The sequence below is a fragment of the Paraburkholderia bengalensis genome (assembly GCF_037126505.1).
Lineage (GTDB): Bacteria > Pseudomonadota > Gammaproteobacteria > Burkholderiales > Burkholderiaceae > Paraburkholderia > Paraburkholderia bengalensis.
The window spans coordinates 1-19,281 of the sequence record NZ_JACFYJ010000024.1 but is presented as its reverse complement, the minus strand read 5'-3'; the positions used below and the strand labels follow the sequence as shown (position 1 = coordinate 19,281).

Sequence of the window (19,281 nt, the reverse complement as noted above, 5' to 3'; positions counted from 1 at the left end):
TTCAGGCCAGCGCAATCAACGCTTCCTTTGCGATGGAAATGCCGACGGGCGTCCCGCGCGCCAACTCGATGCGTCCCGCGACATCGACGATCAGATCGTCGGGTGCTGCCTCGCGAATCGTGAGCCGCGTGCGTTCGCCGAGGAACGCGGCAGCTTCCACGATACCGCGCAATTGTGCGCTCTGCGGATCGGCGAGCCAGGCGTCCTCGGGCCGGAAAAACACCTCGTCGTCGTGCGGCGAAAGACGCGTCGCGTGCGTCGACGGCAGCGGGATCACGCCGCCCGTCGTCGCGAGCTTGCCGTCGCGCGCCTGTCCCGACACGCGGTTGATCGTGCCGACGAACTGCGCAACGGTGCGGTTTGCCGGACGATAGTAAATCTCGCGCGGCGTGCCGATCTGCTCGATACGCCCCGCGCTCATCACGACGATGCGGTCGCCCAGTTCCATCGCCTCCGCCTGATCGTGCGTCACATACACGGTTGTGATGCCCAGTTCGCGCAACAGCGCATTCATCTCGCTGCGCAGCGTATCGCGCAAGCGCGCATCGAGGGCAGTCAGCGGCTCGTCGAGCAGCAGCGCGAGCAGCGCGAGCAGCGCGCGCCAGCGCGACGCGCTGCTGCTGGCCGCCCGACAGTTGATCGACGGGTTTGTCCGCATGATCGGTCAGACGCATCATCGCGAGCAGTTCGTCGACGCGCTCTTTCGCCACGTCCGCCTGCACGCGCCTGATCTTCAGCCCGTAGTGGATGTTGCCGCGCACGGTCAGGTTCGGAAACAGCGCGTAGCTCTGGAACACCATGCCGACCTGGCGTTTCTCGATGGGCAGCGCAGTGACCTCTTCGTCGCCGAATGCGACGCGGCCGCCCGTGTCCGGCTGTTCGAGGCCGGCGATCATGCGCAGCGTGGTCGTCTTGCCGCAGCCCGACGGGCCGAGCAGCACCAGCGACTCGCCCGCGCCGATCGACAGGTCGAGCGGCTCGAGCACACGCGTGCCGCGAAACGTCTTCGCGCAGCGCGTCAGCGTGATGGGAATGGAGGCGAGTTTCATGGCTGGTCGGGAGGATTGGTTGGCGCGGCGCTCGCGCGCGTTTTCTTTCGGATGCTGCGCTGGCCCGTCGCATCGACGCCGAGCCATTGCATCGCGACGAGGAGCGGCATCGTCATGATGAAAAAGAGAATCGTATAGGCGCTGCCGATCTCGATGCGCAGCGACGCATAGGTGTCGGCGAGGCCGACGGGCAGCGTTTTCGTTTCGGGCGTGTGCAGCATCCACGTCAGGTTGAATTCGCCGATCGACAGCGTGACGACGGCGAGCGCGCCCGCGACGATGCCTGGCCGCACGTTCGGCAGCACGATCGTCACGAAGCGCGTGAAGAATCCCGCGCCCAGGCTTGCCGCGCCTTCTTCGAGTGTGCGCAAACGGGAACTGGCACATACGGCGGCGACGGCGCGCACCATGAACGGCAGCGTGAACACCACATGGCCGGCGATGATGAACATGACGCTCGTGCGGAACATCGTGAAGCCGCCGTACACGACGAGCAGCGCGAGCGCCGACGCGAGTCCCGGCAACGCGATGGGGAGCACGAGAAACTCTTCGACGATGCGCGACAGCCGTGTCTGGCTGCGCGCGAGCACATAGCCGGCGGGCACGCCCGTCACGAGCGTGATGGCGAGCGTCGCGAGCGCGACTTCGAGCGACAGAAAGACGGACGCGTGATACTGCGTCCACACTTGGCCGAGCCAGCGCAGCGTCAGGCCGCTTGCCACGCCCTGGAAGTAGTTGACGGTGAGGCCCGCGAGAATCGACATCACGACGGGCACGATCAGGAACGCACAGAGGAGCAGCGTGACGAGCCATTGGCCCGCTGCGAGCCACGCGGGCAGCGAGGGCAGCGTGAGCGCGCGCCTGTGTGGCAGGTTCGGCGCGCGGGCAGTTCGAACGACGGAATTCATGCGGGTGTCATCATTGGACATGGAAAGGAATCAGGCCGTCGCCGCCACGGCCGAGCCGCTGACGCTGCGCGCGACATACAGCACGACCCACGTGACGATGCCAAGTACGATCGACAGGCCCGCCGCCGTCACCATGTTCGCGTTCAGCGTGAACTCGGTGTAGATGGTCATCGGCAGCACGTCGATGTCGGTGGCGAGCGTGAACGCGGTGCCGAATGCGCCCATCGCCGTCGCGAAACAGACGGCGCCCGCCGCAATCAAACCCGGCGACAGCGCGGGCAGCACGATGTCGCAGAAGATTCGCCACGGCGACGCGCCGAGCGAGCGCGCGGCTTCTTCGAGCGATGCATCGAGCTTCGTCGCCGATGCCATCACGGTGACGATCACGCGCGGGATCGAGAAATACAGGTAGCCGAGAAAGAGGCCGCTCATCGAGTACGCGAACACCCACTTGTCGCCCGTGAGCTTGAGCGACAGCGCGCCGATCAAGCCCTGACGGCCCGCCAGCATGATCACCATGAAGCCGACGACGACGCCCGGAAACGCGAGCGGAAACGTCAGCAGCGCGAGCAGCGCGCGCTTGCCGGGAAACTCGCGCCGCGCGAGCAGCAGACCCGAGATCACGGAGAGCGCGAGCGTCGTCGCCGTCACGGCCACCGACAGTACGACGGTGGCGAGCAGGCTCTTCATGTAGCGCGCGTTCGCGAGCATCGCGCCGTAGGCTTTCAGCAGATGGCCGTCGGCACTGACCTGCACGAGGGCGGTCATCGGCAGCAGCCAGAACGCGATGAACACGGCGAGCGCGGGCGCGATCAACGCGATGCGCCAGCGCAGCGGGAACGTGATGTCGTTCAATGCATCACCTGCAGATACTGCTCGCCGAACGCCTGCTGCTTGTCGGCCATCTTCGCGAAGTCGACGGGACGGGCGCGTTGATATTCGGCGGCGGGCAGGAATTTCGATGCGGCGTCGGCCGTCATCGCGTTGGCGCGCACGGGGCGCAGATACGCGTTGGCCCACAGCTTCTGGCCTTCGTCCGACAGCACGAAATCGAGCACCTTCTTGCCGTTGGCGTCGTGCGGGGCGCCCTTCACGAGGCTCATCACGTACGGCACTTCGATCGTGCCTTCCTTCGGAATCACGAACTCGACGTTCGCGTGATCCTTGTACCTCGCGCGATACGCGTCGAAATCATAGTCGAGCAGAATCGGAATCTCGCCCGACAGCACGCGGGCGTAGGCCGTCTGCTTCGGCACGATCGGCTGGTTGGCCTTGAGCTTCGCGAACCAGTCGAGGCCCGGCCTGAAGTTGTCGAAGCTGCCACCCAGCGCCTGGTTCACGGCGACGGCGCCCGCGTAGCCGACGAACGCGCTCGACGGGTCCAGGTAGCCAATCATGCCCTTGTACTCGGGCTTGAGCAGATCGGCCCATGAGCGCGGCACGGGCTTGCCTTCGAGCGCGTCCTTGTTGACGAAGAAACCGAGCGTGCCCGAATGAATCGCGAACCAGTACCCTTGCGGGTCCTTCAGGTTCGCGGGAATGTCGTTCCAGTGCGCGGGCTTGTACGGCGCGATCACGCCCTTGTCCTTCGCCTGGAACGCCGACGACACGCCCAGATACACGACGTCCGCCACCGGGCTCTTCTGCTCGGCCATCAGCTGCGCGATGGATTGACCCGAATTTTTGTTGTCGAACGGCACGCGGATGCCCGTCTTTTGCTGAATGGCGGCGATCTGGCTTGCCCAGTCGGCCCATTCGGGCGGGCAGTTGTAGCAGATCGCGCTTTCGTCGGCATGCGCGAGTGGCGGCGCGGCGAGCGTCAGCACGAACGACGACGCAACCAGCGCCGCGCGTGCGACGCGCAAGGCTGCAATACCGATGGAGGAACGGCGGTTCACGGCAGGTCTCCCGTAGGTGGAAAGGAAGGGTGTATCGAAGGCGTGGTGGCGCGTTAGCGCCGCGGTTGCCGCGCGCTCATGCGTGCGTGCGCACCGTGCGGTCTGGGATCGGGTCCGACGAATCCGAAAGCGCGGCGATCGCGGCGATGGTCGCGCCCTCGCGCAGCGTGTGCGGCAAGGTCAGCGACAGCGACGGCGCGCGCAGGGCGTCGTCGAAGTCCGCCGGCTGATTGCCGTCGATGTGCGCGATCAGCCGCTCCCACGCCGCGCAGCCAATCTCGCGATTCGGCGCGCAGATGCTGGCCAGAGGCGGCGACAGCAGTTCGCCCATCGCGAGGCCGTCGAAGCCGAGAATCGACATGTCGCCGGGCATGTCGAGGCGCGCGCGGCGCAGGCCGCGCATCACGACCATCGCCAGCAGATCGTTCGAGCAGAAGAGGGCGGTGGGGCGGTTCGGGCCCGTCGTCAGATGGTTGAGCACGGACGGCGCGAGTTCATCGGCGTTGAAATCGATTTCCAGCGCGGGCGCCGGCGTGAGGCCCGCCTGCTGCATGGCCTGCATGTAGCCGAGATGGCGCAGCCGCGCGCGGTCCGACGCGGCGAGCGTGCCCGCGAGCATCAGGATGCGTCGATGCCGTGCGCGATCAGCATGCGCACGCCGTCGTAAGCGGCCTGACGGTTGTCGACCGAGACGGACGGGCGGCGCACCGTGTCGTTGTGCATCAGCACGTAGAGCATGCCGTCGCGGTCGAGATCGTCGAGCAGCGGGTGCGTATCCGCGTCGGCGACCGTCAGGATCAGCCCTTCGACGCGCTGTTCGCGCAATGTCTCGATGGCGCGGCGCTCGCGGTCGGCGTCGTATTGGGTGGTCATCAGCATCAGCCGATAGCCCTGCGCGGACGCGAGTTCGTCGATGCCTTGCAGGCATTCGGCGAACACGGGGTTGGCGAGCGTCGGCAAGATGACGCCGATCAGGCGGGAGCGCTCGCCGCGCAGCTGACGGCCGAGCGGACTTGGGCGGAAATTGAGCGCGTCGATCGACTGGCGCACTTTTTCGAGCGTGACCGGGTTGACCGTATGCGGCGCGTTGATCGCGCGCGAAACGGTCGCGATCGAAAAGCCCGCATGGGCGGCGACATCCTTGATCGTGGGCGTCATCGTTGGATTTCCCCATCAGCGTGTGTCGCGTTTCGCGTGATGTCCGCGCGCGACGTTGTAAACGTTTTCGTCGGCGAGATTATCGGGAAGGTTTATGACGGGTCGATGACCGTTTGCTGTCGCGGGAGTGAGCCTGCGTGTGCGCTCGCGGCGTGCGTCCCCGGTTTGGGTTCGTTTGGTCAGGTTGCGGCGCGATGGTAGAATCGCGTCCGCCCTGCCCGGGTGATGAAATTGGTAAACATAGCGGACTTAAAGCATTGAGTGCCCAGCCGGAAACGGCTGGTGCAGAACCCTTCAAATTCGGCGAAACCCCTGACTTGCGCGCGCTGCACCATGCGCGGCCGAGGCGACGCCGAGCCAAGCCCGCTTTCCTGCCCGTTCGCGCGGAAGGGAGGTGTGGAAGGTGTAGAGACTAGACGGGGGGCGCCTAAGGCGATGCGCTTGCAGCATGCGTATCGCGATGGTGAAGGCATAGTCCAGCGCACGAACGGCTGCTTTTTGAGCTTGTTTGCAGACGGCGTCGAAAGACGTAGTGTGACGAAAATCCGCCGCTTAACAGCTTGCCGGTTCGAGTCCGGTCCCGGGCACCAGAAGTTCTGCTGGCATTCTTCCTGCCGGATTCAGTAATTGCCGACATGAGCCCGCCAGATGGCGCGCGGTGGGCCTTTCGGTTGCTCCGTTATCTGACCGTTCTGCTATGTGGCGTCACGCGCGGATCGCCGCAAAGGCGACAGCAACTTCGGTAAGCCAATTACAAGCGCACTTCCGATTTCCTCACCGGCCCGGCCAAAATAAGTGGTGGCCCGTGCTCACAGCACTTCGGGTGTGGCTAGTGGCGCCCGCGTCCTCGTCGTCCTCGTCGTCCTCGTCGTCCTCGTAGAAGCAGCCGGGATTCGGGCTCGCCCTCACTCGATTCTGGCCGCACGGACACGTAACCAGGTTGCCTCTATCACGCCCGCACGCCCACGATACATTCGCCGCGTCGCTGTACCGATAATCTTGAACGTGCCCTTGCAAGTGTCGATGTTTCCGCATGTCGCCTCATCTCCATACAGGGCAAATGGCTTGCAGTGGTCCATCATAAGAGTGGCGGAGCCACCGATGACAACCCCGCCCGTCGTAGCCGGACTCCCTTGCACAATCAGCGCCTTACGCATGGATGTGCCCGTCGTCACCTCGGCCCACCGACCGGTCCGGAATTGCCTCAGGCGGATATTCAACCCCAAAGTCATCCTGTAACGTATCGACAATCCAGTCCCGATTGCCCAGAAGGAACTCCCCCGGCGCGAACGGTTCGTTATACAAAGCGGCGGCAAACCCTTCACCGTCAACGATGCTGGCTCCGCGCTCCCCACGCGAGCTGAGGGTGGCGAAAAGCCGGGCCGACGCTTCCCGATTGTTATTCATTGCTATCCCTTTCCTGTTTGCATGTGCGAATGGCACCGCGTCACGCTAACGCAAACCGGAAAAAGGAATCAATGAGACAAGTGATGTTGTTGATAAGGAGTGCAAAATATAGCTGACATGTCGATGTTGCGACGTCTCTCACAGCGGAGGGCTCTGCTATCCGCAGGCGCTTCTGCTCACCCGTCCCCCGGCGAAGACTTCCGCGCTAACGTTGGCGCCCGATGCCACCGCGCACGGTCGCGGCGGGCGTCATCCTGCGGCGCTGGGCAATTTCACCGATCGGGCGCAGCTTTCCCACCTCGGTGCAATCTTCATATGAAGCCCTCGACAGCCGAGAGCCGGCGAAATCGCAAACGGATTCACAGATTCGAAGATTTCACGCATCGGCCGCCACGCAGTGTACGAAGGCGCCGGAACCGCCGCAGCACGACGGTGTCGCCAGCGCGCTTCCATTCGTCTACAGTAATACGCTGTCACTCACGCAATTCAACGCAAAACGGGAGCAGGCCAATGCAGCTGATCGGCATGATGGATTCACCGTACGTCCGGCGCGTCGCCATTTCGCTGTCGGTGCTCGGATTGCCGTTCGAGCACCAAAGCGTATCGGTTTTCCGCCATTTCGACGCGTTTGCGCGAATCAATCCCGTCGTGAAGGCGCCGACTTTCATCGCCGACGACGGCACGATGCTCATCGACTCGTCGCTGATTCTCGACTATCTGGATCATCTGAGCCCGCCGGAGAAGCGACTGATGCCTGCCGAAACAGGCGCGCGCATGAAGGCGCTGAGCCTGATCGGCTTCGCGCTCGCGGCCTGCGAAAAGACGATGCAGAACGTCTACGAAGTGAATCTTCGGCCTGCCGAACGGCAACATCAGCCGTGGATCGAGCGCGTACAGGGGCAACTGTTCGCCGCCTATGAGCATCTGGAACAGGCGATCGCGGGTCGCGAAGGCAATGGCTGGCTGTTCGGCGAGCGTCTGATGCAGCCGGATATAAGCCTGGCCGTCGCATGGCGATTCCAGCAGTTCATGCTGCCCGACGTCGTGACGCCGGACCGTTTTCCCGCGCTCGCCGCCTTCTCGGCGCGCGCCGAAGCGCTGCCGCCGTTTGTCGCAGCTCCCCTCGAATGACCGTTCGCCCGGCGCTCGACGAGGCTGCGCAAGGGGTTGCGCGATTGTTCCGTGGCGGCGACAACTATCTTCGCGTTTAGCTCATTTATCACTAACTATCGGCTCTCTACAATTCACCCGATCGAAACTTGTATGCGTATCGACGCCGCACCGGAACACGCGGCGTCATGTGATGGGGAATGGCCATGAGAGCGATTATCGAACGTCAGCTGTATCACCCGGCAGTGGTGCTGCCGATGGTTTCGCTCATCCAGATCATGGTCCAGGTCGACTTCAATCTGAGCCAGGCGGGCTTCGTGGTCGCGACGCACGGCGCGCGCGCCGCGCTGCAGCGCTCGCGCGAGCTGCTTTGCTCGCTGCATCACTGCGACGCATGAACGGCGCGGCGTAACGGACCGCCACGCACGGACTGGCATCAGGAGGATTCGCGACCCATCACTTCAGCCGATGGCATCGAGGCGTAAGATGACCGACTCGCACACGCGTTTCGGGAGGGTCTGCCATGCCACAGCACTTCGACGCCATTGTGATCGGCACGGGACAAGGCGGCTCGCCGCTCGCCGTGCGGCTCGCTGAAAACGGCCGCAAGACGGCCGTGATCGAGCGCGACAAGTTCGGCGGTACGTGTGTGAACGTCGGCTGCACGCCGACCAAGGCGTATGTCGCAAGCGCGCGCGCCGCGCATGTGGCGCGGCGCGCCGCCGACTACGGCGTGCGCATCGGCGGCGACGTCACCGTCGATCTCGCGCAGGTGAAGGCGCGCAAGGACAAAATCATCGGGCAATCGCGCACGGGCGTCGAAGGCTGGCTGCGCGGCACGGAGAACGTCACGGTATTCAAGGGGCATGCGCGCTTCACCCATCCGCACACGCTCGCTATCACCGATCCTGAAACAGGCAATCTGCTCGCCGAGCTGAGCGCGGACGACATCTTCATCAACACGGGCACGCGCTCCGTGATTCCGCCGCTCGACGGCCTCGAGCGCATCCGCTATCACACCAACTCCACGTTGCTCGATCTGACCGAATTGCCCGAGCATCTGGCCATTGTCGGCGGCAGCTATATCGCACTCGAATTCGCGCAAGTGTTTCGCCGCTTCGGCAGCCGCGTGACGGTGATCGTGCGCGGATCGCGCGTGCTCGCGCGCGAGGACGAAGACTTCGCGCGCAACGTGCAACAGGTGCTTGCGCGCGAAGGCATCGTGTTTCGTCTCGGCAGCGAGCCGTCGCGGGTCGAGCCGCTGCTGGCCAATGGCGACGGCGTGCGGCTGTTCTTCGGCGCCGATGCCGAGCCCCTCGAAGCGTCGCATGTGCTGTTTGCCACGGGCCGCCGCCCGAATACCGACGATCTCGGTCTCGACGCCGCCGGCGTCCACGTCGACGCGCACGGCACGATTCCCGTCGATGGCCAGCTGCGCACCAATGTGCCCGGCATCTGGGCGATCGGCGACGCGAACGGTCGCGGCGCGTTCACGCATACCTCTTATGACGACTACCAGATCGTGTCGGCGAATCTCTTCGACGGCGGCAAGCGCAGCGTCGACGATCGCATCATGGCGTACGCGGTGTTCGTCGATCCGCCGCTCGCGCGCGTCGGTATGTCGGAGCACGAGGTGCGTCAAAGCGGCCGCGACGCGCTGATCGCGACGATGCCGATGACGCGCGTGGGCCGCGCGCGCGAGAAGGGCGAGACCGACGGCTTCATGAAGGTGCTGGTCGACCGCGCGTCGAAGCAGATACTCGGTGCGACGATCTACGGCGTCGACGGGGACGAGGCGATTCACACGTTCATCGACATCATGACGGCGCGCGCCCCCTACACGACGCTGCAGTTCGCCATGCACATCCATCCGACCATCAGCGAGCTCGTTCCGACACTGCTCGACCGGCTCGCGCCGATGAAGTGAGGCGCCCATATGCAACTGCAGACGGGGAATCTGTTTAGCGGCGAAGCGAAGCGCGACGGCGACGAACACATCGACATGCTCGTCACCGGGCAGCGGCTGAACGTGGAGCGCATCGTATCGATGGGGCACGCGAGCCCGGAAGGCTTCTGGTACGACGACTCGCGCGCCGAATGGGTGGCGCTGCTGTCGGGCGCGGCCGTGCTCGAATTCGAGGAGGACGCCATGCTGCACGACATGCGTCCCGGCGACTACGTGCTGATCGAGCCGCATTGCCGGCACCGCGTGGCGTGGACGCACGAGCAGGAGCAGACCGTGTGGCTCGCGATCTACCACGAGCCGTGATCGCGAGCGGCGCACACAAGGTCAAGCGCTGCATTTGACTATGATCGACAGGCAGCGGCGTGTTCGCGGATAATCGGCGGCGGCGCGCGCCCTTGCGCACCGGTCGACAACAACGCTATTCGCAACGGGAACTGCACAGATGGGCAAAGGACGAGTCGAAGCCTTCAGCGATGGCGTGATCGCCATCATCATCACGATCATGGTCCTCGAACTGAAGGTGCCGGACGGCTTCGAACTCGAAGCGCTGCGCCCCGTGATCCCCATCTTTCTCGCCTACGTGCTGAGCTTTCTGTACGTCGGCATCTACTGGAACAATCATCACCACACGTTCCATGCGGTGCAGAAAGTGACGGGCGGCGTGCTGTGGGCGAACCTGCACCTGCTGTTCTGGCTGTCGCTGTTGCCCGCGATCACGCACTGGATCGGCGAGAGCCATCTGGCCGCATGGCCGACTGCGCTATACGGCATCGACCTGTTCATGTGCGCGATGGCGTACTTCATTCTGACGCACGTGCTGATCCGTCATCACGGACCGGACTCGACGATTGCACGCGCGCTCGGCCGCGACTTCAAGGGCAAGATTTCCGTCGTGATCTATCTGGCGGGCGTGGCGCTTGCATTCGTCGCGCCGTGGATCTCGGTTGTGCTCTATACGCTGTGTGCCGTGATGTGGCTCGTGCCCGACCGCCGCATCGAACTGCTCGTCGAGGAATAGCCGATGATGCTCGCGCTGAAGCTCGCGCTCGTGCCGGGCTTTCTCGCTGCGCTGACGATCGCGGGGCGCGTGTGGGGACCGTCGGTGGCGGGTTGGCTGGCGGGCTTGCCCGTCGTCGCGGGTCCGATCGTGCTGCTTCTTGCGCTCGAGCGCGGCCCGGTGTTTGCGTTGCAGGCATCGGCGGCATCGATTGCCGCGATTGCCGCGTCGGAAGCATTCAACTTAGCCTATGCGTGGACGTGCCGCTTCATGCGGTGGCCGTTCGCGCTGATCGCGGGACTTGCCGTGTGGGCGCTAGTCGCCGTGTTGCTGACGCATTTGCCCGCGTCGCTTGGCTGGTCGCTGGCTGCCGCGTGCGGCGCGGTGGCGCTCGCGCAAGCAGGCTTGCCGCGCGTCGACGGCGTGGCGCCCGCCGCGCGGCTCGGTTATCTGGATCTCGGGTCGCGCATGCTGGCAGGCGCGCTGCTGACGCTCGCCGTGACGTCGCTGTCGGCGTCGATGGGCGCCGCGTGGAGCGGCGTGCTGTCGGTGTTTCCGCTGCTCGCCATCGTGCTCGCGGCGTCGGCGCAGCGCGCGCACGGCGCGGACTTCGTCGCGCTGCTGATGCGCGGCATGGTGATCGGGCGCGCCTCGTTCGCGGCATTCTTTGCAGTGGTCGCGCTGACGTTGCCGACGCTCGGCGTGCTGCCCGCGTTCGCATGCGGCGCGCTCGCCTCCGTGCTCGTGCAGGGCGCGACGAAGGGGATGATCTCGATGTCCGGCAAGCCCCGCGCGCCTGCCGCGGCGCTCGATTGAACGGGAGTTCGCATCATGAAGAGGCTCCGTGCGCAAACCTCCCGCATCGGTCTGATCTCCGATACGCACAATCTCGTGCGTCCCGAGGCGCTGGCATGGCTCGCCGGATGCGACGCCATCGTCCACGCGGGCGATATCTGTAATCAGGCGGTGCTCGACGCGCTCGGGCGGATTGCTCCGTTGACGGTCGTGCGCGGCAACAACGACACGGGCGACTGGGCCGCGTCGATCCCGCCGCATGCGACGCTCGACGTGCAGCAGGTGAAGATCCTGGTCGTCCACGATATCGCCGATGTGCCGCGCAACGTGCGCGAAGAAGGCGCGCGCGTGGTCGTGACGGGGCATTCGCACAAGCCGCTCGTCGTCGAGCGCGACGGTCTGCTGTTGGTCAATCCCGGCAGCGCGGGGCCGCGCCGCTTCAAGCTGCCGATTTCCGTGGGTATGCTGACGGTCGACGGCGCAAACGTCGAGGCCACGCTCCACACGCTGACGGCATAAAAAAACGGGTCAGCCGAAGCTGACCCGTTTCAGTCGATACGCGGTGACGTCTGCCCGTGACGTCTGTGCCGCTTATGTGTGCGTTCAGGCGCGCACAGCACCCGCCGCCGCATACGCTTCTTCGAGTTCCGCCGCCTCGCGCTCGCCGCGCAGCACGGCGTGCGCTTCAGCACGCGTTGCCACGCACGGACCGGAGCCGAGCAGCGGCTTGCGCGCCGTTTCGCGCAGCGCGAGCACCGACACGATGCCGATCAGCGACGCGCCCATCAGATAGTACGCGGGCATCATCAGGTTGCCCGTGCGGTCGACGAGCCACGCCGTGACGAGCGGCGTCGTGCCGCCGAACAGCGACACCGAGATGTTGAAGCCGATCGCGAGCGCGCCGTAGCGGATCTTCGTCGGGAAGAGGGCGGGCAGCGACGAAGGCATGACGCCCGTGAACGTCGACAGCAGCGCGCCGAGAATCAGCAGGCCGCCGAACACGGGCAGCACCGCACCCGTGCGGATCAGCAGCAGCGCCGGAATCGACAGCGCGAACAGGCCCACGCAGCCGAACAGCATCACCGGCTTGCGGCCGATCTTGTCCGACAGGTGACCGGCGTAGAGCGTCATCGGCATCATCAGCACCATCACGAGCAGCACGATGAACAGGCCGTGCGATTCATTGAAGTGCAGCGTCGCCGACAGATAGCTCGGCAGATACGACAGCGCCATGTAGTCGGTGACGTTGAAGATCAGCACGAGGCCGACGCACAGCAACAGCGGCTTCCACTGCTGCGCGAGCAGTTCGGCGAAGCTCTGCTTCGGGCGCGACTTCTCGTCGGCTTCGCGCGCTTCGGCTTCCTTCTTGAACGCGGGTGTTTCTTCGAGCTTCATCCGGATGTACAGACCCACCAGCCCCAGCGGACCGGCGATGAAGAACGGCACACGCCAACCCCACGACAACAGCGCTTCCTGCGACAGCGAAGCCGTCAGCACGGCGACCGTGCCCGCGCCGAGGATATAGCCGACCAGCGTGCCAAATTCGAGGAAGCTGCCCGCGAAGCCGCGGCGGCGATCCGTCGAGAACTCGGCGATGAAGGTGGCCGCGCCGCCGTATTCGCCGCCCGTCGAAAAGCCTTGCACGAGGCGCGCGACCAGCAGCAGCGCGGGCGCGAGAATGCCAATCGAGCCGTAGCTTGGGATCAGGCCGATCGCAAACGTGCCGAGCGCCATCATGATCATTGTCATCGCGAGCACGCGCTGACGGCCGATCCTGTCGCCGAGCGGCCCGAACACCATGCCGCCGATCGGGCGCACGACGAACGCGGCCGCGAACGTGCCGAAGGTCGCGATCAGCTGCGCCGACGGGCTGCTCGCCGGGAAGAACACCTTGCCGAGGGTCACGGCGATGTAGCTGTACACGCCGAAGTCGAACCATTCCATCGCGTTGCCGAGCGCCATCGCGCCGACGGCACGCTTGAGAAGGGAGTTGTCGACGACGGTGATGTCGTCGAGAGTCAGGCTGTTGTCTTTGTTGTTATGTCGCCAGAAGCCGTTGCTGGATGCCGTCAAGGTTAATGCTCCTATGACTGCGGCCGAACGCGCACAGGCGTTCCGCCACGGATTGCCGGAAGTGCAGTTTCGCGAGCGCTCGATGGCGCATAGGCGCGCAAAGGCACGAAGCCTGGCACGGACCACACAAAGGCGTGCTGCGCAGGCGTGCATAAGCACATCGCGCAGGAAAAAGTAACGCCCGTGCATTGCGGAGGTCGTCGCGGAAATGCACTCGTTGGTTGCTGCTAAACGTTGGTACCCGCGTGGCCTTGCAGGGGGGCAGATACCGGAGGACGCTTGCGCATGCAATGCGCTCGCGCCGCTTGAAAAGGCTTGAAACGAAAAAGGCCGGTGAGGCGTCGCTCTGGACCGCGCGGATCAAGGCCGCACGACTTGCAACGGAACGACCGACAAGCCTTCTTGTATAAAAAACAATCCAATCCCACCCGGCAAACACGCCACGCCTAAGGTTGAACTGAACGCGAATGAAGGAGTAATGCTGTCAAAACGATGCACATGATAGCACGATAACCGAGGATCGCGCAAACGGCTGGCTGGGCGCGGGTCACGCGGACGCGCGCAATCCGTTGTCAGGCGCGGGATTGCGCGATTTCGGCGGGTGCTGAAAAGACCGTTCGGGATTAACGGTTTCGTTCATTTTATGGGTCCGTCGGCGCAAATGCGCCCCGGCCGTCAGACGCGCTAATCGGTCCGGAATACGTCCGCCCAGACCGAAAAAAGGACGAAAAAAATCCGCGCCCGGGCGCGGATTGCCGGCGTGCCGTGTGGCGGCTGAAATGGGCCGCTCAGCTTTGCGCAGGCGGCACGTAGCCGGAAGCCTGATCGGCGCCTTCGCCGAAGAAGAACTTTTCCGTCTGCTTCATCAGATACTGGCGCGCGCGCGGGTCGGCCATGTTCAGTCGGTTTTCGTTGATCAGCATGGTTTGCTGCTTGAGCCACTGCTGCCATGCTTCCTTCGAAATGCTCTCGTAGATCCGTTTGCCGAGTTCGCCCGGCAACGGCGGGAAATCGAGACCTTCGGCTTCCTTGCCGAGCTTCGTGCATTGAACCATGCGAGTCATGCTGTGCTTCTCCTGTAATCGGTGGGGTGCGGCGTCGCGTTATTGTGCGCGCTCAGAGCTGTTTCATCAGCACGAGCGACTTGCGCTGCCAGTTGTAGAGCCGGCGGCGGTCTTCGGGCAGGTCGTCGACCGTGACCTTGACGAAGCCGCGCTTGAGGAACCAGTGCTCGGTGCGCGTCGTCAGCACGAAGATGCGCGTGAGGCCGCGCGCCCGCGCGCGCTGCTCGATGCGCTTGAGCAGCCGCTCGCCGTCGCCCGTGCCTTGCGCTTCGGGTGCGACCGTCAGGCACGCCATTTCGCCGATGCGCTCCTGCGTGTACGGATAAAGCGCCGCGCAGCCGAACAGCACGCCATCGTGCTCGATCACCGAGAAATGGTCGATGTCGCGCTCGATCTGGTGACGGCCGCGCCGCACCAGCGTGCCGTCGGATTCGAGCGGCTCGATCAGCGCGAGAATGCCGCCCACGTCGTCGGGCGTCGCTTCGCGCAGGCTTTCGAGGTTCTCGTACGAGATCATCGTGCCGACGCCGTCGTGCAGGAACAGTTCCAGCAGCAGGCTGCCGTCGAGCGCGTACGGAATGATGTGCGCCCGCGCCACGCCGCCGCGGCATGCGCGAATAGAGTGCTTCAGATAGAAGCCCGCGTCGCCCGTCACGGCGCCGCTTTCCTGCAGACGATAGGCGTCGTCGAGCGACAGTTCGCGGATCAGCGCGCCTTCTTCGTCGAGCAGGCCTTCCGTTTCGGTGAGGAACACGATCTTGTCGGCGCGCAGCGCGATCGCGGCCGCCGACGCGACATCTTCCATCGACAGATTGAACGCCTCGCCCGTCGGCGAGAAGCCGAGCGGCGACAGCAGCACCAGCTTGCGGCTCGCGAGCGAATGACGGATCGACTCGGCATCGATCTTGCGCACGACACCCGTGTGCTGGAAATCGACCCCGTCCAGAATGCCGACGGGCCGCGCCGTCACGAAGTTGCCCGACACCACGCTGATGTGCGCGTGCGCCATCGGCGTGTTCGGCAAGCCCTGGCTGATCGCCGCCTCGATGTCGAGACGCACTTCGCCGGCCGCTTCCTTCGCGGATTCGAGCGCGCGCGCGTCGGTGATGCGCATGCCGTGCGAGAACTCGGACTCGACGCCGTGCAGGCTCATCTGCTCTTCGACCTGCGGGCGCGAGCCGTGCACGAGGACGATCTGGATGCCCATTGCCTGCAGCAGCGCGATATCGGACACGAGCGCGTTGAGCCGCCCCTCGTGTACGACCTCGCCGCCGAAACCGACGACGAACGTCTTGTTTCGGAACGCATGGATGTACGGCGCGACCGATCGCATCCAGTCGACGAATTGCGCGTGCTGCAGCAGGGCTTCCGCGTCGCCGGACGAGGCCGGGGAGCTGGCGGGCGTGGGGACGAGGTCGGTTTGGGAATTCATGCCCCGGATTATAATGCGCCCCCATGTCGAATGTACCCAAAAGCTCCACGGGAGCCGATACGAAAAACGCCGCCGATGACGCTGCGAAAGAGGCGCCGGACACGGCGTCACGCGATGGCCGCGACGCGGCGCGTCGTGACGTTTCCGTGAATCCTGCGCATGCGCCGCGCCAGGACGCGCCTGCGGGGGGCGTCGCGCAGAAAAATGCAGGCGGCGAGGCGTCGAAGGGCGCTCGTGCGGAGCGGGCGCGCAATCCGCGGCGAGACCAGCAGGGCCGCGCTGCCCGACCGCAACAAGGACAGCATCCAGGTAAGCAACAGCAGGCCCAGCAGGGCCAGCAAGGCGCCCCGCGCGCCCGCCACGAGGGCGACGGCGTGGCGCGCAATGTGCCGCGCGAGCCGCGCAGGCCCGCGCGCGTGGTCGAGCCGAATCCCGTTCCGCCCATCACGTTTCCGGAAGCGCTGCCCGTCTCGGGCCGGCGCGACGAAATCGCGCGTGCGATCGAGCGCAATCAGGTCGTGATCGTCAGCGGCGAAACGGGCTCGGGCAAGACCACGCAGTTGCCGAAGATCTGTCTCGCGCTCGGACGCGGGCTCGGCGCGGGCGGCAGCGGTCTGATCGGTCATACGCAGCCGCGCCGGATCGCGGCGTCGGCGACGGGCAGGCGCATCGCCGAAGAACTCGGCACGCCGTTCGGCGAAGTGGTCGGCTACAAGGTGCGTTTCACCGACAATCTCGCGCCCGGTGCGTCCGTCAAACTGATGACGGACGGCATCCTGCTCGCGGAAACGCAGACCGATCCGCTGCTGAAGGCCTACGACACGCTGATCATCGACGAAGCGCACGAGCGCAGCCTGAACATCGATTTTCTGCTCGGCTATCTGAAGGAGATCTTGCCGAAGCGGCCCGATCTGAAACTGATCGTGACGTCGGCGACCATCGACGCCGATCGCTTCGCACGCCATTTCGGCAGCGACGAGAAGCCCGCGCCCGTGATCGAAGTGAGCGGGCGTCTGTACCCCGTCGAAGTGCGCTACCGGCCCGTTGCCGAGGATTCACCTGCGGTGAAATCGGCGGAAGGCAATGCGCGCGAGCGGCCGAAAAGCCAGCGCGAAACCGACCGCGACCTGATGGACGCGATCGTCGAAGCCGCCGACGAACTGTGCCGCGAAGGCCCCGGCGACGTGCTCGTGTTTCTGCCCGGCGAGCGCGAAATCCGCGACGCGGCGGAAGCGTTGCGCAAGCATCATCCGCCGCACACGGAGATTTTGCCGCTGTTCGCGCGGCTGTCGGCGGCGGAGCAGGAGCGCGTGTTCCGTCCGTCGAACACGCGGCGCATCGTGCTCGCGACCAACGTCGCGGAAACCTCGCTGACGGTGCCGGGCATCCGCTATGTGATCGACACGGGTCTTGCGCGCGTGAAGCGCTACTCGTATCGCAACAAGGTCGAGCAGCTGCAGGTCGAGTCGATCTCGCAAGCGGCGGCGAACCAGCGGGCAGGGCGCTGCGGCCGTGTCGCCGACGGCATCTGCATCCGTCTATATGACGAAGCGGATTTTCAGGGCCGTCCGCGTTTCACGGACCCGGAGATTTTGCGTTCGTCGCTCGCGGCCGTGATTTTGCGGATGAAGTCGCTGCACCTGACGGCGATCGAAACGTTCCCGTTCATCGAGCCGCCGCCGGGCCGCGCGATCGCGGACGGCTACCAGCTGCTCAACGAACTCGGCGCTGTCGACGACGACAACGCGCTCACGCCGCTTGGCCGCGAACTCGCGCGGCTGCCGCTCGACCCGCGCGTCGGCCGGATGATTCTCGCCGCGCGCGACCAGCAGTCGCTTGCCGAAGTGCTCGTGATCGCCAGCGCGCTGTCGGTGCAGGACCCGCGCGACCGCCCTATCGACGCGCAGGAGCAGGCCGACCAGGCGCATCGGAAGTTCGCCGACGAGCGCTCCGAGTTCCTGCAATGGCTGAAGATCTGGGCGTGGTTCGAAGAGGCCGTCGCGCACAAGAAGTCGAACAAACAGCTGACCGACGCCTGCCGGCAGAACTTTCTGTCGCATCTGCGTCTGCGCGAGTGGCGCGACGTGCACTCGCAGTTGCTGACGGTGGTGCGCGAGCACGGCTGGCGTCTGAACGAGAGTGAGGCGACGTTCGAGCAGATCCATCTCGCGCTGCTGACGGGCCTGCTCGGCAACATCGGCCTGAAAGCCGACGACGAGCCGTATTACCTCGGCGCGCGCGGCATCAAGTTCTATCTGTGGCCCGGCTCGGCGCTTGTGAAGAAAGCGGGCAAGTGGGTGATGGCGGCCGAACTCGTCGAGACGAGCCGCCTGTACGCGCGCTGCATTGCGAAGATCGAACCGGAATGGGTCGAGCGCGTGGGCGCGCATCTGCTGAAGAAGTCGCTGTCCGAGCCGCATTGGGAAAAGCGCGCGGCGCAGGTGACGGCGTTCGAGCGCGCGATGCTGTACGGCTTGCCTGTCTATCACCGGCGGCGCGTGAGCTTCGGCAAGCAGGACCCCGCGCGCGCGCGCGAACTGTTCATTCGCGGTGCGCTGGTGGAGGGCGAATTCGACACGAAGCTCGCGTTCTTCGCGCACAACCGCAAGCTGCTCGCCGATATCGAGCAACTGGAGCACAAGTCGCGCCGCCAGGACGTGCTGGTTGACGACGAACTGATCCACGCGTTCTACGATCAGGCGATCCCGAGCGGCATCTACACGGGCGCCGCGTTCGAGCGCTGGTATCGCGACGAAGTGAAGAAGAGCGGGCAGCAGGAAGACAAGCTGCGCCTGCTGTATCTGTCGCGCGACGATCTGATGCGCCACGAGGCGGCAGGTGTCACGACCGACCTGTTTCCGAAGCGCATGACGATGTCGGGCGTCGAGATGGCGCTGACGTATCACTTCGAACCGGGCTCGCCGCGCGACGGCGTGACGCTCGCCGTGCCGCTGTATGCGCTGAATCAGGTGGATGCGCGGCGCGTCGAATGGCTCGTGCCTGGCATGCTGAAGGAGAAGACGCAACAGTTGCTGAAGTCGTTGCCGCAGAAGCTGCGCCGTCATGTGGTGCCGTTGCCCGAGTTCGCGGCGGCTTTCGTCGATCGGCACGGCGGACCGAAATTCGGCGCGTGCGGTCTGCTCGACACGCTGATCGCGGACGTGCGCGAGCAGACGCAGGTCGCCATGAAGCAGTCGGACTTCAAGCTCGAAACGCTCGCGCCGCACCTGTTCATGAACTTCAAGGTGATCGACGAGCACGGGCGACAGCTCGCGATGGGCCGCAATCTCGCGCAGCTTCGCGCCGAGCTGGGCAGCCAGGCGCAACAGCATTTCCAGAAGATCGCGGCGAGCGCGGCGGGCGCGGCGCTGGCGAACGCGGCGTCCGGCGGCGGCGATGCGTCCGCGCGGGACGGCGCAGCGGG

At 65.1% G+C, this 19,281-nt stretch carries 15 protein-coding genes and 2 pseudogenes; 8 read left to right on the top strand and 9 right to left on the bottom strand.

The annotated features are described in order from the left end of the window. Position 1 precedes the first annotated feature (1 nt). The 6 genes and pseudogenes from H3V53_RS16435 to H3V53_RS16410 form a co-directional block, all read right to left on the bottom strand. Positions 2-1,049: pseudogene (locus H3V53_RS16435) on the bottom strand (ABC transporter ATP-binding protein). Beyond that, on the bottom strand, positions 1,046-1,957 hold the full coding sequence (locus H3V53_RS16430) for an ABC transporter permease (protein ID WP_336598838.1): 912 nt from the start codon (positions 1,955-1,957) through the stop codon (positions 1,046-1,048). The pseudogene H3V53_RS16435 and the gene H3V53_RS16430 overlap by 4 nt, the downstream one beginning before the upstream one ends. Positions 1,958-1,987: 30 nt before the next feature. Next, the gene (locus H3V53_RS16425; protein WP_336598837.1) at positions 1,988-2,812 is read right to left on the bottom strand and encodes an ABC transporter permease; all 825 of its coding nucleotides are present in this window, start codon (positions 2,810-2,812) and stop codon (positions 1,988-1,990) included. Beyond that, positions 2,809-3,822: an ABC transporter substrate-binding protein gene (locus H3V53_RS16420; RefSeq protein ID WP_419539508.1), complete on the bottom strand. Its 1,014-nt coding sequence runs from the start codon at positions 3,820-3,822 to the stop codon at positions 2,809-2,811. Before H3V53_RS16420 ends, H3V53_RS16425 begins: the two co-directional genes overlap by 4 nt. Before the next feature lie 109 nt (positions 3,823-3,931). Continuing rightward, a pseudogene (locus H3V53_RS16415) lies at positions 3,932-5,013 on the bottom strand (LacI family DNA-binding transcriptional regulator). A 1,149-nt stretch (positions 5,014-6,162) separates the two neighbouring features. Continuing rightward, positions 6,163-6,420: a hypothetical protein gene (locus tag H3V53_RS16410; protein WP_336598836.1), complete on the bottom strand. Its 258-nt coding sequence runs from the start codon at positions 6,418-6,420 to the stop codon at positions 6,163-6,165. 510 nt (positions 6,421-6,930) lie between these two features. Here H3V53_RS16410 and H3V53_RS16405 point away from each other — a divergent pair. The 7 genes from H3V53_RS16405 (at position 6,931) to H3V53_RS16375 (ending at position 11,807) form a co-directional block, all read left to right on the top strand. Then, the gene (locus H3V53_RS16405) at positions 6,931-7,551 is read left to right on the top strand and encodes a glutathione S-transferase family protein (protein WP_336598835.1); all 621 of its coding nucleotides are present in this window, start codon (positions 6,931-6,933) and stop codon (positions 7,549-7,551) included. 185 nt (positions 7,552-7,736) lie between these two features. After that, the gene (locus H3V53_RS16400) at positions 7,737-7,928 is read left to right on the top strand and encodes a hypothetical protein (protein ID WP_028365860.1); all 192 of its coding nucleotides are present in this window, start codon (positions 7,737-7,739) and stop codon (positions 7,926-7,928) included. A 125-nt stretch (positions 7,929-8,053) separates the two neighbouring features. Continuing rightward, complete coding sequence (locus tag H3V53_RS16395) at positions 8,054-9,457, top strand: FAD-containing oxidoreductase (RefSeq protein ID WP_336598834.1); 1,404 nt, start codon at positions 8,054-8,056, stop codon at positions 9,455-9,457. A gap of 9 nt (positions 9,458-9,466) precedes the next feature. After that, complete coding sequence (locus tag H3V53_RS16390; protein WP_336598833.1) at positions 9,467-9,799, top strand: cupin domain-containing protein; 333 nt, start codon at positions 9,467-9,469, stop codon at positions 9,797-9,799. A gap of 139 nt (positions 9,800-9,938) precedes the next feature. Continuing rightward, entirely contained in the window at positions 9,939-10,514 is a 576-nt protein-coding gene (locus H3V53_RS16385) for a TMEM175 family protein (protein WP_336598832.1), read from the top strand. A gap of 6 nt (positions 10,515-10,520) precedes the next feature. Beyond that, a complete protein-coding gene (locus H3V53_RS16380) occupies positions 10,521-11,309 on the top strand; it encodes a hypothetical protein (protein ID WP_336598907.1) in 789 nt (262 codons plus the stop codon). A 15-nt stretch (positions 11,310-11,324) separates the two neighbouring features. Beyond that, positions 11,325-11,807, top strand: coding sequence for a metallophosphoesterase family protein (locus H3V53_RS16375; RefSeq protein WP_336598831.1), 483 nt, complete (start codon positions 11,325-11,327; stop codon positions 11,805-11,807). Between the two features lie 84 nt (positions 11,808-11,891). Here H3V53_RS16375 and proP read toward each other — a convergent pair whose 3' ends face one another. From proP to argA, 3 genes are all read right to left on the bottom strand, one after another. Beyond that, complete coding sequence (proP, locus tag H3V53_RS16370; RefSeq protein WP_336598830.1) at positions 11,892-13,361, bottom strand: glycine betaine/L-proline transporter ProP; 1,470 nt, start codon at positions 13,359-13,361, stop codon at positions 11,892-11,894. A gap of 788 nt (positions 13,362-14,149) precedes the next feature. Beyond that, positions 14,150-14,425, bottom strand: a complete 276-nt coding sequence (locus tag H3V53_RS16365) for an oxidative damage protection protein (RefSeq protein WP_054924826.1) — start codon at positions 14,423-14,425, stop codon at positions 14,150-14,152. Between the two features lie 52 nt (positions 14,426-14,477). Then, entirely contained in the window at positions 14,478-15,857 is a 1,380-nt protein-coding gene (gene argA / locus H3V53_RS16360; RefSeq protein ID WP_336598829.1) for an amino-acid N-acetyltransferase, read from the bottom strand. A 23-nt stretch (positions 15,858-15,880) separates the two neighbouring features. Between argA and hrpA the strand changes: the two genes are divergently transcribed. After that, positions 15,881-19,281 (top strand): ATP-dependent RNA helicase HrpA (gene hrpA, locus H3V53_RS16355; RefSeq protein ID WP_336598828.1); only part of this gene is annotated, 3,401 nt, incomplete at its 3' end.

Coding starts and splice junctions, on each gene's coding strand:
- H3V53_RS16430 (WP_336598838.1), bottom strand. CDS start 1,957: ATGAATTCCGTCGTTCGAACTGCCCGCGCGCCGAACCTGCCACACAGG.
- H3V53_RS16410 (WP_336598836.1), bottom strand. CDS start 6,420: ATGAATAACAATCGGGAAGCGTCGGCCCGGCTTTTCGCCACCCTCAGC.
- H3V53_RS16405 (WP_336598835.1), top strand. CDS start 6,931: ATGCAGCTGATCGGCATGATGGATTCACCGTACGTCCGGCGCGTCGCC.
- H3V53_RS16400 (WP_028365860.1), top strand. CDS start 7,737: ATGAGAGCGATTATCGAACGTCAGCTGTATCACCCGGCAGTGGTGCTG.
- H3V53_RS16395 (WP_336598834.1), top strand. CDS start 8,054: ATGCCACAGCACTTCGACGCCATTGTGATCGGCACGGGACAAGGCGGC.
- H3V53_RS16390 (WP_336598833.1), top strand. CDS start 9,467: ATGCAACTGCAGACGGGGAATCTGTTTAGCGGCGAAGCGAAGCGCGAC.
- H3V53_RS16385 (WP_336598832.1), top strand. CDS start 9,939: ATGGGCAAAGGACGAGTCGAAGCCTTCAGCGATGGCGTGATCGCCATC.
- H3V53_RS16380 (WP_336598907.1), top strand. CDS start 10,521: ATGCTCGCGCTGAAGCTCGCGCTCGTGCCGGGCTTTCTCGCTGCGCTG.
- H3V53_RS16375 (WP_336598831.1), top strand. CDS start 11,325: ATGAAGAGGCTCCGTGCGCAAACCTCCCGCATCGGTCTGATCTCCGAT.
- H3V53_RS16365 (WP_054924826.1), bottom strand. CDS start 14,425: ATGACTCGCATGGTTCAATGCACGAAGCTCGGCAAGGAAGCCGAAGGT.
- argA (WP_336598829.1), bottom strand. CDS start 15,857: ATGAATTCCCAAACCGACCTCGTCCCCACGCCCGCCAGCTCCCCGGCC.